Origin of the sequence: Streptomyces sp. NPDC006365 (genome assembly GCF_042870755.1) — a bacterium.
Taxonomy (GTDB): domain Bacteria; phylum Actinomycetota; class Actinomycetes; order Streptomycetales; family Streptomycetaceae; genus Streptomyces; species Streptomyces xiangluensis.
Genome location: NZ_JBIAHS010000004.1, coordinates 225,292 through 241,089 on the forward strand (window position 1 = coordinate 225,292; position 15,798 = coordinate 241,089).

Here is a 15,798-nt window from a genome sequence, read left to right on the forward strand (position 1 = left end):
GCTACTCGCCCTCCCCTTCCGATACGAACGACGCCTGGTAGGCGGCGAACTGGGCCCGCTCCTCGTCGACGAGCGCGTGCCCGTCCGCGTACACGTTCTCGAAGATGGCGAAGTGGTCCGGGTCCGGCATGGCACGTACCACTTCGCGCACTCGCCTGCCCAACGCCTCGCTCTCGGCTTCGAGTTCCCCGAAATATCCCTCATTCGTGTCAGTTTCGGACGCCAGATAGCTGCGCAGGCGCTGGATCGGGTCCTTCGCCTCCCATGAGATCCGCTCGTCGTCGTGCCGATAGCGGCTCGGATCGTCGGAGGTGGTGTGCGCGCCCATGCGGTACGTGTACGCCTCGACGAGCGTGGGTCCCTCGCCCCTGCGGGCCCGCTCCAGGGCCCACTTGGTGACCGCGAGGCAGGCCAGTACGTCATTGCCGTCGACGCGTACGCCCGGGAAGCCATAGCCCTGGGCGCGCTGGTAGAGCGGGACGCGGGTCTGCTTCTCGGTGGGCTCGGAGATCGCCCACTGGTTGTTCTGGCAGAAGAACACCACGGGGGCGTTGTAGACGGCGGAGAAGGTGAACGATTCGGCAACATCGCCCTGGCTGGAGGCGCCGTCCCCGAAGTACGCGATCACGGCCGAGTCCGCGCCGTCCTTGGCCACGCCCATCGCGTAGCCGGTGGCGTGCAGGGTCTGCGAGCCGATGACGATCGTGTAGAGGTGGAAGTTGTTGCCGTTCGGGTCCCAGCCGCCGTTGTTCACGCCGCGGAACATGCCGAGCAGATTGGTCGGGTCGACTCCGCGGCACCAGGCGACGCCGTGCTCACGGTAGGTCGGGAAGACGTAGTCGTCGTCGCGCAGGGCCCGCCCGGAGCCGATCTGGGCGGCCTCCTGGCCCAGCAGCGAGGCCCACAGGCCCAGCTCACCCTGACGCTGCAGCGAGGTCGCCTCGGCGTCGAAGCGGCGGGTGAGCACCATGTCGCGGTACAGACCGCGCAGCTCTTCGGGGGTGATGTCGGCGACGTACGGGTCGTACTCGGCATGCTTGACGCGCTTGCCCTCCGGCGTCAGCAGCTGCACGAGCTCGGTGTCCCGGCTCGGCGGCTTCTTGGCGCTGGCGCGCTTGGTGCCGGCGCTGCGTCGCGGCTTGCGCGCGGCAGTGCTCTCCACGGTCACGTGTGCTCCTCCGTCGGTCCGGCCCCCCGGGGTTGCCGGGTGACCAGTGCGGCTCGCCTGTTCCAGTACCCGTGCACGGGTAGGTGCCCTCGGCCGGGAACAGGCGTGACAGGTGCCCCGGCGAGCGCCCTGCAACTAGCACGTTACCCAGTGCCCCACACCCGTGGGAAACCCTTCCTGACCTGCGTTTTTGCTTGGATATCCAAGTACCCTGTGGTCGGATTTCCGCACAGATCGCGCCGGTCGGGAACAGTCGCTGGTCACAGCCTTGCAGGGGGCCGGAACACCGGCACGTTATCCCGGTCACCCTGGGGACGGGAAGGGTTCGCCTCGGTGGAACAGTGAGCGCATTTGTGACCGATCGGCGGTGCGAACCAGAACCACATGGGCACCGTCTGTGACAAACGCAAGGTCAACGGCGTGTTCAGTGACCTAACATCTGGCGCGTGCCGCGCTCATCTGTACTCCCCTCTGCCTGCCCCGGGCCCTCTGCCGCGCCCCCGCTGGGCGCCCTGTTGCGGCGGTACGCCGCCGGATCCCCGCTGGCCTGCGAACCTGTGGACCAGGGGCTGCTCAATCGCGGCTACCGGCTCGCCACGACCCACGGCCGGTATTTCCTCAAGCATCACTTCGACCCCGAGACCGCCGACCCGGCCGCGATCGCCCGCCAGCATCACGCGACCCGGCTCCTCGCCGACCTCGGCATCCCGGTCGCCCCACCGTTGACCGGTACCGACGGCCGTACGGTCGCCGTCATCGGCGGCCACGCCTACGCGCTGCACCCCTGGATCGAGGGGCGCCACCGTGGCGGCGCCCAGCTCACCACCGAGCAGTGCCGGCGCCTCGGCGCGCTCCTGGGAGTCGTACACGCGTCCCTGGAGCGGGTGATGCCGCAACGTCAGGCCGAAGCACGAGCGCAGAGCGCCGACCCCGCCGATACCTTCGCGCTCATCGACGACCTGCTCGCCCGGGTACGCCGCCACCGCCCGCCGGACGCCTTCGATGAGTTGGCCCGCCACCGGCTCCTGGAACGGCGGGCTCTCCTGGAGCGGCACGCCGACCGGCGCCCACCGCAGGGCGGCTCGGTGGGCTGGGTGCACGGGGACTTCCATCCCTTCAACGTGCTGTACCAGGGGGAGGCTCCTGCCGCGATCGTCGACTGGGACCGACTCGGCGTCCAGCCACGGGCCGAGGAGGCAGTACGCGCCGCCGTGATCTTCTTCGTGCGTCCCGACGGCGCTCTCGATCTGGCGAAAGTGCGGGCCTACGCGCGCGCGTACCGGCGTTCCGCACACGCCACCCCGGCCGAACTCTCGGCCGCCGTGCACCGCGTGTGGTGGGAGCGGCTCAACGACTTCTGGATACTGCGCTGGCACTACGAGCGGGGGGACACCCGCGCCGACCCGCAGTTCCCGGCGGCTTCCGCGCTCGCCGTGTGGTGGACGAAGGAGTACGCCGCGGTCTGCGAGGCGTTCGTGGGGTGAGGCGCGGCCGATGGGCACGCGCGCGTGGAGCCTGCCGAACGCCACGCGCGCGTGGAGCCCGCTTTCGGGCCGCACGCGCGCGTGGAGAGTGCTACGGGGTCACGGGATCAGTCGGATCGATCGACGGATCATCAGTCGGATCCTCAGTCGGATCCTCGGTCGGATCCTCCGTCGGATCCGTCTCGGTGGGATCCGGCGTCGTAGGCTCGTTCGTGGGCTTGGTCGGCTCCTGCGTCGGCTCCTTGGTCGGCTCGTCCGTCGGCTCGTACGTCGGCGGCGTGTAGTCCGGGTCATCACCCGTGCCGGCGCCGTCGTCCTGCGTTTCCTCTTCCGTCGCCTCGGACGAGGGGCTCTCGCTCGGCGTCGGGTCCTTCTCGGTCTGCGAGGTCGTCGGCGACTGCGTGGTGTCGCCGCCCCCGCCGCCGTTGTCGCCCCTGCCCTGGAGGGCCAGCGCGACGCCCGCCCCGATGGCGATCACCGCGAGAACGGCCAGGATCCACAGCTTGCCGCGGCCGCTGCCCCGGTTGCCGTTACCGTCGAAGCCCCCATCGTCGCTCGACCCGCGGTTCGGCAGAATCGGTGACGGGATCTGCGTGGTGCCCGAGTCGCTCGGATGCGGCATGACGTTCGTACCCGCCATGCCCATCGCCGAAGTGCTCCCGCCCTCGTGCATCATCACGGGACCGGTGTTCCAGGTGCCGCCGGTGTGGCCGCCCTGGTCGTACAGCATCTGCAGCGCGTACTGGACGAGGCCGCGCATCTCCTCGGCGGTCTGGAACCGGTCGTCCGGTTCCTTGGCGAGGGAGCGCATGACCAGGCCGTCCAGCTCCGGCGGCGCCACGTCCGAGGCCTCGGACGGGGGAACCGGAATGTCCTGAACGTGCTGGTAGACCACCGACAACGGGGTCTCACCCGTGAACGGCGGCCGGAGCGCGAGAAGTTCGTACAGCAGACAGCCCGTCGCATACAGGTCGCTGCGGTGGTCGACGGCTTTGCCGAGCGCCTGCTCGGGCGAGAGGTACTGGGGCGTGCCCATGACCATGCCGGTCTGGGTCATCGTCGACTGCGCGCCGTGCAGGGCGCGCGCAATACCGAAGTCCATCACCTTCACCGCGCCGGTGTTGGTGATGATCACGTTCGCGGGCTTGATGTCGCGGTGCACGATGCCGTGCTGGTGCGAGTACGCCAGGGCCTCGAGAACACCGGAGACGATGATCAGCGCCTGCTCGGGCCCGGGGGCCTCGGCGTTGAGCAGCAGATCGCGGATCGTACGGCCCTCGACGAGCTCCATGACGATGTACGGCACGGTGTTGCCGGCGATCACGTCCTCGCCGGAGTCGTAGACCGCCACCACCGCATGGTGGTTGAGGCCCGCCACCGACTGGGCCTCGCGCGTGAAGCGGGCCTTGGACACCGGGTCCTCGGCCAGGTCGGAGCGGAGCAGCTTGACCGCGACCGTACGTCCCAGGCGTACGTCCTCGGCCGCGAACACCTCGGCCATGCCGCCCCGGCCGAGTCTGCGGGTCAGCCGATACCGGCCATCCCCGACAAGCCCGCCGTTACCCCACATGTCCGGCGCATCTGACATACCGCCGCCAGTCGCCTCGGGGTCGGACGGGCCCTGAGCGCGCTGCTGCTGTGCCATCAGTCCTCGCCGTCGTTTCAGCCCGCGTCCGCGCGGTGGTTGTTACGGTCTCCAACGGGCCACGCTACAGCCTCCGCATGAGGCGCCGGTCCGAGATGGACGGGCCATGAAACCCGTAGCGGGTCTCCGGGTGCAAATTCTGTGTACCGTCCGCACGTCACCTGTAACGCTTCCGCGACGCTTCTATCGCGTACGGTCACGGATCGGGCACCGCGCTTGACGTGTCAGTGCCCTCGGGCAGACTTGGCCGGGAATGGACAAAGGATCACCGACCGCGGGAGCACATCAGCAGCTTTCGCCCGCGCGACGGCGCACGCCGATGGGGGACGCAGAACATGAGCCAGGACGGCGCACAGGACCGGTACGCGGGGCGTGCGGTCGCCGGCGGCCGCTACCAACTGCGTGATCTGCTCGGCGAAGGCGGCATGGCCTCGGTCCATCTCGCATACGACTCGGTGCTCGACCGACAAGTAGCGATCAAGACACTTCACACAGAGCTGGGACGCGAACAGGCCTTCCGTGAGCGCTTCCGCCGCGAGGCCCAGGCAGTGGCGAAACTCACCCACACGAACATCGTCTCGGTCTTCGACACCGGCGAGGACGACCTTGACGGCGCGACCACTCCGTACATCGTCATGGAGTACATCGAGGGCAAGCCGCTCGGCTCCGTCCTCGAGGCGGACATCGCGCAGTACGGCGCGATGCCCTCCGACAAGGCCCTGAAGATCACCGCGGATGTGCTGGCGGCACTGGAGATCAGCCACGAGATGGGCCTGGTCCACCGCGACATCAAGCCGGGCAACGTCATGATGACGAAGCGGAACGTCGTCAAGGTGATGGACTTCGGCATCGCCCGCGCCATGCAGTCCGGCGTCACCTCCATGACCCAGACCGGCATGGTGGTCGGCACTCCGCAGTACCTCTCCCCGGAGCAGGCGCTGGGCCGCGGCGTGGACGCCCGCTCCGACCTGTACTCCGTCGGCATCATGCTCTTCCAGCTGGTCACCGGACGGCTGCCGTTCGACGCGGACTCGCCGCTCGCGATCGCTTACGCACATGTGCAGGAGGAGCCCGTCGCGCCCTCCTCGATCAACCGCTCGCTGCCACCGGCCGTGGACTCGCTGATCGCCCGCGCGCTGAAGAAGAACCCGAACGAGCGCTTCCCCAGCGCCGAGGCGATGCGCGACGAGTGCCAGCGCGTGGCCCAGTCGCTGCACTCGGCCGCGCCGAGCATCGTCCCGGGGGTGCAGACATCGAGCGGCGCCGGTGTCGGCTCCGCGGTCTTCCCACCGATCGGCCAGACGGGCCCGAGCCCGGCGGGGAACGTCCAGACGCCGTACACACCCGGTCCGTACGGCCCACCGACCCCCTCTCCCACGCCGCAGTCCGCGGCCTACGGCTATCCGCAGCAGGGCGGCTACCCGACGCCCCCGCAGACCGCGGCGTACTCCCCGCAGCAGGGCCTGACGACCCCGCCGCCCTACACGATCTCCCCGCAGCAGCCCTCAGCCCCCTCCCCGGGCGGTGGCCGCAAGAGCAACCTGCCGGTGATCATCGGCTCGGCCGTCGTCGCGCTCGCCGCAGTCGTCGGACTGATCCTGGCGCTGAACATGGGCGGGGGCGGCGACCCTGGCGGTGACGACGACGCCAGCGCGTCCGCGACGAAGCAGCAGGAGGCCGGGTACAAGGCGCCGGACCCCTCGAAGACGATCGAGCCGGAGAAGTGCACGGAGCCGGACGAGTCGTACAACGACCCCAACAAGATCAAACTGCCCGACTTCACCTTCAAGAACATCGACTCGGTGAAGAAGTGCCTGCAGGAGGCGGGCTGGCAGTACGAAGAGAAGCCGGTCGACGAGAACACCTACGGCGACGGCACGATCATGGATCAGTTCCCCGCGGACGACACGGACGTCGACCCCAACAACATGCCCAAGATCCAGCTCGATGTCTCGACGGGCAATCCCGCCTGATTCTCCGGACATGATCTTCCGGACAAGCGAAGGGGCCCGGCATCCGTGCCGGGCCCCTTTCGTCTGCTGCCGTCTGCGCGCTGCCGCTTTACGCGTACGGCTTTACTGGTACGGCATCCACCAGTACGGCACGTAGAGGTACGTCACTTACAGGTACGGCCCGCCCGAGCGGCCACCCTGGTGCGGCTCTTCGTCGCCCTCGCCGCCGACACCCGGAGGCAGCGCGCGGCGCATCTGCTCCAGCTGGGCACGAGCCGCCATCTGCTGGGCGAACAGGGTCGTCTGGATTCCGTGAAAGAGGCCCTCCAGCCAGCCCACCAACTGAGCCTGCGCGATACGCAGCTCGGCGTCGGAGGGGACGCCGTCGTCCGTGAACGGCAGAGAGAGCCGCTCCAGTTCCTCGACGAGATCGGGAGCGAGACCGTCCTCCAGCTCCTTCACCGAGCTGGCATGGATCTCCTTGAGGCGGACCCGGCTCGCCTCGTCCAGAGGTGCCGCACGCACCTCCTCCAACAGTTGCTTGATCATGCTCCCGATGCGCATGACCTTGGCAGGCTGCTCCACCATCTCCGTCACCGGGACCTCGCGGGAGTCGTCGTCTCCTCCGCCGCCGAGAGCCATGCCATCCTGGCCCACGACCAGGATCTGTGGGTTCTCCGGCGACCTTTCGTTCCTCGGCATCTCCATGCCGTCATTCTCTCGCACCCGTACACCTCATCACCGTGGTGCCCCCTCACAAAAGAGATCCACCGTGTACGGAATCGGTGTTCGCGTCGGGCGGACAGTCCCGTGAACGCCAGGCTTGTCACCGAATGTGACCGAGATGCCGGAATGCGGGGCCCGTGTGACGCTTGATGCGTCTTGGCGCCCGAGCACCGGGAGGGGGTCATCGACATGACTCCGTGGCTTCGCACGCTGAGTACAGCCGGCCTGCTGCTGGTCCTTGGGGCGGTCCCCGCTCCTGTTTCGTACGCGTCGCCCGCCTCGAACTCCTTGTTCGTCGCCCCGCACACCGAGTCGTATGCCGACGAGCCCGTCCCCACCGAGTCGCGCGCCGGCAGCAGTGCGGGCGTGGGGCGTCAGAGGCCGGGACGGCAGGCGTCGCCGGAGGAGGATGCCGGCGCCATACGCACAGAGATCGACCCCGGCGTTCCCGAGGTGCCGGATATCCCGGTCGGCCCGGAGACAGGCGTCGGCTCCGACGTGAGCTCCGAGCCGTCACGGCACGCCGCACCGCCGTCCTCCTCACAGCCCGTACTACGCCTCCTCCCCCTGGGCAGCGGCCTGGTCCTCATCGGGCTCGGCCTGGGGCTCGCATTCCTCGGCCTGCGCGTACGGCGCGGCTGAGACACCGTACGGGAGCGCACTGAAGGGCCTTACGGGAGCGTCAGCAGCACCTTTCCGATGTGCCCGCTCTCCTCCAGCACGCGGTGCGCGGCGGCTGCCTCGCTCATCGGCAGCTCACGGTCGACGACCGGTCGCACATGGCCGCCGGAGATCAGCGGCCAGACGTGCTCGCGAACGGCCGCGACGATCGCCGCCTTCTCGGCGATGGGCCGGGCACGCAACGAGGTGGCGGTGATGGCGGCCCGCTTGCCCAGAAGCGCGGCGAGGTTCAGCTCGCCCTTGACGCCGCCCTGCAGGCCGATGACCGCGATGCGACCGTTGGTGGCGAGTGCCTTGACGTTCCGGTCCAGGTACTTGGCGCCCATGATGTCGAGGATGACGTCCGCGCCCGCCCCGTCCGTGGCGATCCTGATCTCCTCGACGAAGTCCTGCTCGCGGTAGTTGATCAGCACGTCCGCGCCCAGATCGGCGCAGTACGCCAGCTTCTCCTTGCTGCCCGCCGTGACGGCGACTTTCGCACCGACGGACTTGGCCAGCTGGATCGCCATGGTGCCGATGCCGCTCGCACCGCCGTGCACGAGGAGGGTCTCGCCGGGCCGGAGGTGGGCGATCATGAAGACGTTGGACCAGACCGTACAGGTCACCTCTGGCAGCGCGGCCGCCTGCTGAAGCTCGATGCCCTCGGGCACGGGCAGCAACTGTCCGGCCGGTACGGCGACCTTCTCGGCGTATCCGCCGCCCGCGAGCAGCGCGCACACCTCGTCGCCGACGGCCCATCCCGAAACGCCGGGGCCGAGTTCGGCAATGCGTCCGGAGCATTCGAGGCCGGGGTACGGGGAGGTGCCGGGCGGTGGATCGTAGAAGCCCTGCCTCTGGAGGAGATCGGCGCGGTTGACCGCCCCGGCCACTACCTCGACCAGCACTTCGCCCTCTCCGGGCACCGGATCCGGGACCTCGTCCCACACCAGCGCCTCGGGCCCACCAGGTTCAGGAATCGTGATCGCACGCATGCGGCGAGGCTACTCCCGGGGTTTCGGCCTACCGAAAGCCCCTCTTGCCGATGGCTCGGTCCCGGGCAGGCGCTTGGTATCGGGCGTGACCTGCGTATGCGGCGTCTTCCGCACGATGGTGATCAGACGGTCTGTCAACTGGAGCTTCCCGAGAGCCGGATCGTCGTATCCGAGCACGCGATGCCCTCGTACGACACTGACCACCAGGTCCTCCACGTCCCGTGGCCCACGCCCCACCTCGGCCTTCACGACGGGCCGTTCAACGATGTCGAGCCCGCTGCCCTGCTGGATGAGGTCCTCCAGGACCATGCCCGCGCTGGGGCTGAGCACCGAGAGCCCGAGGAGCCGTCCGGCCGCGCTCGCACTGGTGATCACGACATCGGCACCGGACTGGCGCAGCAGCGGCGCGTTCTCCTCCTCGCGGACCGCAGCCACGATCTTCGCCCCGCGATTGAGCTGCCGGGCCGTCAGCGCCACGAGTACGGCTGTGTCGTCGCGCTGGGTCGCGATGATGATCTGCCGTGCCTTCTGCACCTCGGCCCTGATCAAAACGTCGCTGCGCGTGGCATCGCCGACCACACCGGCGTACCCGTCCGCCGTCGCCGCGTCGACCACCTTCGTACTGGGGTCGACCACCACGACCTGCTCCTTTTTCAGCCCTGTCGCACACACGGTCTGAATCGCCGACCGCCCCTTCGTCCCGAAGCCGATGACAACGGTGTGCTCCCTCAAAGCGGTCCTCCAGCGGTTCAGTCGCCATTCCTCCCGGGTGCGCTCGGTGAGGACCTCGAGAGTGGTGCCGACCAGGATGATCAGGAAGAGCACGCGCAGCGGCGTGATCACAAAAATATTGGTGAGCCGGGCGGCGTCGCTGACCGGGGTGATATCGCCGTACCCGGTGGTCGAGAGGGTGACCGTCGCGTAGTAGAAGGCGTCGAGCAGGTCGACCGCGCCGTCCGAGCTGTCGTTGTAGCCGTCGCGGTCGAAGTAGACGAGGAAGCCGGTCGAGATCAGGATCAGCAGCGCCATGACGACGCGCTTGGCGACCTGGCGAAACGGGTGTTCCACGGTCCGGCGGGGAAGCCTCACCCGCTGGGTCACGAGACGTTCGTCGGCCTGGCGGGCGATCGCGTCATGGCCCGGAAGTTTCACGTGAAACACTCCCCGATCCGGTTCATATGAGAGTCACCCCGAGTTGGTTCATGCGAGACCTGCCTCCATCCCGGCCATCGCCCACGGCAGCTCGAGGATCTCCAGCTCCTGGCCGGGGCGGCCACCGCTGGGCGGGACGACCGCGAGCGCGTCGGCCACGGCGATGCCGCGCAGCATGGCCGGGCCGTTGTAGTGCAGCGGCACAGCCCGGTCTTCGCGCAGCATGACGGGGATCAGCCGGGTGTCGTACGGATGCCCGTGCACCGCCTCCTGGAGGGGCAGCGTGTACGGCTCCGGGGCCGGACGTCCCGCGAGCGTACGCAGCAGGGGTTCGGCGAGCGTGAGCAGGCCGGAGACGGCGGCGAGGGGGTTGCCGGGGAGACCGACGAGGTGCTGGTTCCTCTTGATGCGGGCCAGCAGCATGGGGTGCCCGGGGCGCACCTTGACGCCGTTCACCAGGAGCTGGGCTCCGATGCGGCGCAGGGTGGGGTGGACATGGTCGACCGGGCCCGCGGCGGTGCCGCCGGTGGTGACGATGAGATCGGCTTCGGAGTGCTGCAGTGCCTTGTGCAGGGCCTCGGCGTCGTCGCCGAGCCTGCGCACCGCGATGACGTCCGCGCCGAGCGCGCGCAGCCAGGGCGGCAGCATCGGGCCGAGCGCGTCGCGGATCAGGCCCTCGTGGGGCAGGCCCTCGGTGAGCAATTCGTCGCCGAGGACGAGGACTTCGGCGCGTGGTCGCGGGACGGCGGAGACGGTGTCGTATCCGGCGGCGGCTGCGAGCCCGAGGACGGGTGGGGTGATGTGCGTCCCGGGAGGCAGGAGGGCGTCACCGGAGCGGCATTCCTGCCCGCGCGGCCGGATGTCCTGGCCGTGCACGACGTCCCGGGTCGCGTGCAGCCGGTCCTTGTCGTCGGTGCGGCCGTGCTCGCTGCGCAGGACGGCGGTGGCGTCCTGCGGGATACGTGCGCCGGTGGCGATCCGGACCGCCTCGCCGTCGGTGAGCGGCGCCGGCTCGGCGTGCCCGGCGAGCACCCCTTCCGGCCGGACGTGCCACGGGCCGGGTCCGGCGACCGCCCAGCCGTCCATCGCGGACGTGTCGAACGAGGGGAGGTCTGTAAGGGCGGTGAGGGAGGCGGCGAGGACGAGGCCCAGTGCGGCGTCGAGCGGGACGGAGACGGGGGCGGTGGGGGTACGGGGGGCTCGCGCGGCGGTGGCGCGTGCTTGTGGCCAAGGGGTGGCTTCGCCGGGCCGGTGGGCATCGCTGTCCTTCACCAAGGCGAGGGCCTCCTCCACGTCGAGGTCGACGTCCTCGTACTCCCCGTGGGCGGTCATCCGGCGTCCGGGCGGGCCTCGGCGGCGGGGGCCGCACCGGGGCCGGACGAGGCCTCTTCGGCCTCCTCCGACCAGCGCAGCGCGAGGGCTGTCGCCTTGCGCGCGGCCTCGGCCACTGCCTCGGGACCTCCCTTGGCCTGGGCGGCCGCGTATCCGACGAGGAACGTCGTCAGCGGAGCCGCGGGCCGGGTCACATTGTGTGCGGCGTCGCGGGCGAGATCGAGCAGGATGCCGGTGTCGACGTCGAGGTCGATGCCCAGCTCTTCCTTGACTGCGGAAATCCATTCATCCAACACGTGCCCATGCTCCCTGATACGTGCCCGGGCGGCAGCAATGTCGTCCCAGGTGTCGCAGTCGAAGGACGCGACGGGGTCGGTGATACGGGTCAGGTCGAGCGCACCGGTCAGCAGCCGTAGCGGCAGCCCGGCCAGACCCCCGTGCTCGGCGCCGAGCGCCGCCAGCTCACGGCGCAGCGCCGCACTCCGGTACGCGGCCACGAGCGGCTGGTCGCGACCATCGGGGTCGGTGAGCAGCACGCCTTCGCTGTCGGTCGACCGAAGGGCGGCCAGCAGCCGTCGTACCGTCTCCTCGTCGAGGAACGGCAGATCGGCGGAGAGCACCACGACATACGCCGCCGAGGTCTGCCGGAGCCCCGCGTCGAGCGCGGCCAGCGGACCCGCGCCTGGCGGGTCCTCGCGCGCCCACAGCACCGGGCGCGCGGTGGCCCTGCGGTCGGCCACCACCACGGTGGTGGCGGCGGAGGAACACGCGGCCAGGACCCGGTCGAGCAGCGGGCGACCGCCCACGCGCACACCGGGCTTGTCGGCGCCGCCGAGCCGCCGGGCGGCACCTCCGGCGAGCACGACGGCGTCGTGTACATCGACACCGGAGTCGCCGGGGGCCTGGTACGCGGTCACCCCACGAGTATGCGTGCCACGGCGATCACAGGGAACGCAGGAGTACCGCCGGCTGCTCCACGCAGTCCGCCACATACCGCAGGAATCCGCCCGCCGTGCCGCCGTCGCACACCCGGTGGTCGAAGGTGAGCGAGAGCTGTACGACCTGCCGCACCGCCAGCTCGGCCTCGTGCACCCAGGGCTTGGGGGCGATCCGGCCGACGCCGAGCATGGCCGCCTCGGGGTGGTTGATGATCGGCGTGGAGCCGTCGACGCCGAACACGCCGTAGTTGTTCAACGTGAAGGTCCCGCCGGTGAGTTCCCCTGGGGTGAGCGTCCCGGTCCGCGCCGCTTCGGTGAGCCGAGCGAACTCCAAGCTCAGCGACTGGGCGTCCCGCGTGTGCGCGTCCTTCACCACCGGCACGACGAGCCCCCGCTCGGTCTGCGCCGCGAACCCGAGGTGCACCTCGTCGAGCTGTACGACCTCTCCGGCGTCCATGTCGACCGTGGAGTTGAGCTCGGGATGGCGGGCGAGGGCGGCGGTGCAGATACGGGCGAGCAGCGCGAGGAGGGAGATCTTCGGTCCGCCGCTTGCGTTCATCGCCACACGCGCGTGCAGGAGTTCCGTCGCGTCGGCGTCCACCCAGCAGGTCGCGTCGGGGATCTCCCGGCGGCTGCGGGCCAGCTTGTCGGCGACGACACCGCGGATGCCTCGCAGGGGGATGCGGGTACCGGAGGCTGCCGGAGCGCTTGCCGCGCGCGCGGGGGTCTCACCGGCGGACGCGGCATGCACGCGCGCGTGGGGGGCGGCTGAGGGCTCCGGCCCCGCCGGCGCGTACGACACAGCCCCGGTCTCCATCGCCTGGCCGCGAGCACCGGCGGCGCGCGCCGCGTGCTCGACGTCTGCCCGCAGAATCAGTCCGTCGGGTCCGGTTCCCGCCAACTCCCGCAGATCCAGGCCATACTCCCGGGCCAGCCGCCGCACGAGCGGGGAGATCACCGGCACCGGACCATCGGCGCGGCGTCCGTCCCCGCCGCCCGGCCGGCCCTCGGTGGTGGCCACGTCCTGCGCGAGGCGGCGGGCGGCGGCCTCGTGCGCCGCCGTTCCCATGGCACCGCTGTCCGTACCCCGGTCGGCGGCCGACGTGTCCGCAGCGCGAGCGGCGGGCGCCACGTCCGCGCTGACGGGCCCCTCCGTGGGCCGTCCCGGCGGCCTCCGCCCAGCAGACCCCGGGCCGGTCGGCCGTACCCTTCCGCGTCGCGCGGGCGGCGTTCCCGTGCCGTACCCCACGAGTACGTTGCCGGACCCCTCGTCCGCGTCACCGGAGGCGGGTGCTCCGACCGCCACCGTCAACAGCGGTGCTCCGACGGGCAGTTCCGTGCCCTCCTCGCCGAAGCGGGACGTGACCACGCCGCCGTACGGGCAGGGCACCTCGACCATCGCCTTGGCCGTCTCGACCTCGACGACCGGCTGGTCGACGGCGACGACGTCGCCGACCTGGACGAGCCAACGGACGATCTCCGCCTCGGTGAGCCCTTCGCCGAGGTCGGGCAGCCTGAATTCGAGGACCCGGGGCATCAGTTCTCCGCCTCCCACTGCAGCCGCGCGACCGCGTCCAGGATGCGGTCGACGCCGGGCAGATGATGCCGCTCCAGCATCGGCGGCGGGTACGGGATGTCGAAACCGGCCACCCGTAGCACCGGCGCCTCCAGGTAGTGGAAGCACCGCTCGGTGACCCGCGCGGCGATCTCCCCGCCCGGTCCGCCGAAGCCCCCGGACTCGTGCACCACGACGGCCCGCCCCGTGCGCCGTACGGACGCGGTCACCGTCTCGTCGTCGAACGGCACCAAGGAGCGCAGATCGACGACTTCGAGGTTCCACCCCTCGGCCCGCGCCGCCTCGGCCGCCTCCAGGCAGACGGGCAGGGACGGCCCGTACGTGATCAGCGTGGCGCTCCGGCCCGAGCGCCGCACCACCGCGCGGCCTATCGGTTCAACGGCCGGTGGCTCGTCGGGGTTCCACGAGTCCTTCGACCAGTACAGGCGCTTGGGTTCGAGGAAGACGACCGGGTCGTCGGAGGCGATGGCGGCGCGCAGCAGCCCGTATGCGTCGGCGACCGTCGCGGGCGTGACGACATGGAGCCCCGGAGTCGCCATGTAGTACGCCTCGGAGGAGTCGCTGTGGTGCTCGACGCCGCCGATGCCTCCCCCGTAGGGAACGCGGATCGTGATCGGCAGCGGCATCGCCCCGCGGGTGCGGTTGCGCATCCGCGACACATGCGAGATCAGCTGCTCGAAAGCGGGGTAGGCGAAGGCGTCGAACTGCATCTCCACGACCGGCCGCAGCCCGTACATGGCCATGCCGACGGCCGTCCCCAGGATGCCCGCCTCGGCCAGCGGCGTGTCCGTACAGCGGTCCTCGCCGAATTCCTCGGCGAGCCCGTCGGTGACCCGGAAGACACCGCCGAGGGTGCCGACGTCCTCGCCCATGACATGGACGGCCGGGTCGGCGGCCATCGCGTCGCGCAGGGCACGGCCGAGGGCCTGCGCCATGGTGGCCGGTTTCACGGCGACCGTGGTCATCGCTGCGCTCCCTCCGACTCGTGATGCCGCTCCTCGGCGGCCAGTTCGGCCCGCAACTGTGCCTCCTGCTCCAGGAGTTGGGTCGTGGGCCGGTCGTAGACGTGCCCGAACAGGTCCATCGGGTCGAGCGCCGGGTCCTGGTTCATGCGCTCGCGCAGATCCGCGGCCATCGCCTCGGCGTCCTCGCGCGCGGCCTGGATGCCGGCCTCGTCGAGGAGCCCGCGCTCGGTCAGCGCGTGCTCCAGGAGGGCGATCGGGTCGTGTGCGCGCCAGGCCTCGATCTCTGCGTCGCCGCGGTAGCGCTTGTCGTCGTCGGCGTTCGTGTGGGCGTCCATGCGGTACGTCACCGCCTCCACGAGCGTCGGCCCTCCTCCCGCGCGCGCGTGGGCCACGGCTTCGCCGAGGACCTGGTGCACCGCGGCCGCGTCGTTGCCGTCGACCAGGCGGCCCGGCATGCCGTAACCGACCGCCTTGTGAGCGAGGGAGGGCGCGGCGGTCTGCTTGGCGAGCGGAACGGAGATCGCGAAACCGTTGTTCTGGACGAGGAAGACGACCGGGGCCTGCCAGACGGCGGCGAAGTTCAGTGCCTCGTGGAAGTCGCCCTCACTGGTGCCGCCGTCACCGACCAGGGCGAGCGCGACCACGTCGTCGCCCTGAAGACGCGCGGCATGCGCGAGGCCCACGGCATGCGGGAGTTGGGTCGCGAGGGGGGTGCACAGGGGCGCGATACGGCGCTCGCGAGGGTCGTATCCGCTGTGCCAGTCGCCGCGCAGGAGGCCCAGGGCCTGGACGGGGTCGAGGCCGCGGGCGACGGCGGCGAGCGTGTCGCGGTAGCTGGGGAAGAGCCAGTCGCGCTCTTCGAGGACGAGCGCGGCGGCGACCTGGCAGGCCTCCTGGCCGGTGGAGGAGGGGTAGACCGCGAGCCGGCCCTGCTTGGTGAGGGCGGTGGCCTGCGTGTTGTAGCGACGACCGCGCACCAGCTCCCCGTACAGACGACGCAGCAGACCCGGGTCGGCCTCGGCCGCCGCGTCCGTGCCGAGGACGCGGTACGGAACCTCGTCCGGCAACAGGGGGGCGGGGTCGGTGCGGGGCTGCCAGGCAGGCGGCGGGGTGGGCCGATAGGCACCCCGCTGCTCCATGACCGTCATGACGGCACCTCCTCATGGGAGTGGTCCGGCGGCACACCGGATGTGATGCGCCTCACCTAC

13 protein-coding genes are annotated in these 15,798 nt (G+C 70.5%); 3 read left to right on the forward strand and 10 right to left on the reverse strand.

Features of this window, described 5'->3' with window-relative positions; translation table 11 throughout:
* Nucleotide 1: 1 nt before the first annotated feature.
* Nucleotides 2–1,168, reverse strand: coding sequence for a pyruvate dehydrogenase (acetyl-transferring) E1 component subunit alpha (gene pdhA, locus ACFYO0_RS14130; RefSeq protein WP_388674656.1), 1,167 nt, complete (start codon nucleotides 1,166–1,168; stop codon nucleotides 2–4).
* 446 nt (nucleotides 1,169–1,614) lie between these two features.
* Between pdhA (ACFYO0_RS14130) and ACFYO0_RS14135 the strand changes: the two genes are divergently transcribed.
* Nucleotides 1,615–2,652, forward strand: a complete 1,038-nt coding sequence (locus ACFYO0_RS14135; RefSeq protein ID WP_388674658.1) for a phosphotransferase — start codon at nucleotides 1,615–1,617, stop codon at nucleotides 2,650–2,652.
* A 91-nt stretch (nucleotides 2,653–2,743) separates the two neighbouring features.
* Here the strand turns inward: ACFYO0_RS14135 and ACFYO0_RS14140 are convergent, their stop codons facing one another.
* Nucleotides 2,744–4,297 carry a protein kinase gene (locus tag ACFYO0_RS14140; protein ID WP_388674660.1) on the reverse strand — a complete coding sequence of 518 codons (1,554 nt, stop codon included), beginning with the start codon at nucleotides 4,295–4,297 and terminating at the stop codon, nucleotides 2,744–2,746.
* A gap of 335 nt (nucleotides 4,298–4,632) precedes the next feature.
* Here ACFYO0_RS14140 and ACFYO0_RS14145 point away from each other — a divergent pair, with 335 nt between their 5' ends.
* Nucleotides 4,633–6,270, forward strand: a complete 1,638-nt coding sequence (locus ACFYO0_RS14145) for a protein kinase (RefSeq protein ID WP_388674662.1) — start codon at nucleotides 4,633–4,635, stop codon at nucleotides 6,268–6,270.
* Nucleotides 6,271–6,417: 147 nt separating this feature from the next.
* Here ACFYO0_RS14145 and ACFYO0_RS14150 read toward each other — a convergent pair whose 3' ends face one another.
* Complete coding sequence (locus ACFYO0_RS14150; RefSeq protein WP_344394455.1) at nucleotides 6,418–6,957, reverse strand: bacterial proteasome activator family protein; 540 nt, start codon at nucleotides 6,955–6,957, stop codon at nucleotides 6,418–6,420.
* Between the two features lie 207 nt (nucleotides 6,958–7,164).
* Between ACFYO0_RS14150 and ACFYO0_RS14155 the strand changes: the two genes are divergently transcribed.
* Nucleotides 7,165–7,617 carry a hypothetical protein gene (locus ACFYO0_RS14155; protein WP_388674664.1) on the forward strand — a complete coding sequence of 151 codons (453 nt, stop codon included), beginning with the start codon at nucleotides 7,165–7,167 and terminating at the stop codon, nucleotides 7,615–7,617.
* Nucleotides 7,618–7,646: 29 nt separating this feature from the next.
* Here ACFYO0_RS14155 and ACFYO0_RS14160 read toward each other — a convergent pair whose 3' ends face one another.
* The 7 genes from ACFYO0_RS14160 to pdhA (ACFYO0_RS14190) are packed head-to-tail and all read right to left on the reverse strand — an operon-like array spanning nucleotide 7,647 to nucleotide 15,738.
* Nucleotides 7,647–8,627 (reverse strand): NAD(P)H-quinone oxidoreductase, encoded by a 981-nt coding sequence (locus tag ACFYO0_RS14160; protein ID WP_388674666.1) that lies wholly within the window; start codon nucleotides 8,625–8,627, stop codon nucleotides 7,647–7,649.
* A gap of 9 nt (nucleotides 8,628–8,636) precedes the next feature.
* Entirely contained in the window at nucleotides 8,637–9,788 is a 1,152-nt protein-coding gene (locus ACFYO0_RS14165; RefSeq protein ID WP_388674668.1) for a potassium channel family protein, read from the reverse strand.
* A gap of 39 nt (nucleotides 9,789–9,827) precedes the next feature.
* Nucleotides 9,828–11,111, reverse strand: coding sequence for a molybdopterin molybdotransferase MoeA (locus ACFYO0_RS14170; RefSeq protein WP_388674670.1), 1,284 nt, complete (start codon nucleotides 11,109–11,111; stop codon nucleotides 9,828–9,830).
* Complete coding sequence (locus ACFYO0_RS14175; RefSeq protein ID WP_388674672.1) at nucleotides 11,108–12,028, reverse strand: NTP transferase domain-containing protein; 921 nt, start codon at nucleotides 12,026–12,028, stop codon at nucleotides 11,108–11,110. Before ACFYO0_RS14175 ends, ACFYO0_RS14170 begins: the two co-directional genes overlap by 4 nt.
* 25 nt (nucleotides 12,029–12,053) lie before the next feature.
* A complete protein-coding gene (locus ACFYO0_RS14180) occupies nucleotides 12,054–13,586 on the reverse strand; it encodes a dihydrolipoamide acetyltransferase family protein (protein ID WP_388674674.1) in 1,533 nt (510 codons plus the stop codon).
* The gene (locus ACFYO0_RS14185) at nucleotides 13,586–14,590 is read right to left on the reverse strand and encodes an alpha-ketoacid dehydrogenase subunit beta (RefSeq protein ID WP_388674676.1); all 1,005 of its coding nucleotides are present in this window, start codon (nucleotides 14,588–14,590) and stop codon (nucleotides 13,586–13,588) included. Before ACFYO0_RS14185 ends, ACFYO0_RS14180 begins: the two co-directional genes overlap by 1 nt.
* Nucleotides 14,587–15,738, reverse strand: a complete 1,152-nt coding sequence (gene pdhA, locus ACFYO0_RS14190) for a pyruvate dehydrogenase (acetyl-transferring) E1 component subunit alpha (protein ID WP_388674678.1) — start codon at nucleotides 15,736–15,738, stop codon at nucleotides 14,587–14,589. Before pdhA (ACFYO0_RS14190) ends, ACFYO0_RS14185 begins: the two co-directional genes overlap by 4 nt.
* Between the last annotated feature and the right edge of the window lie 60 nt (nucleotides 15,739–15,798).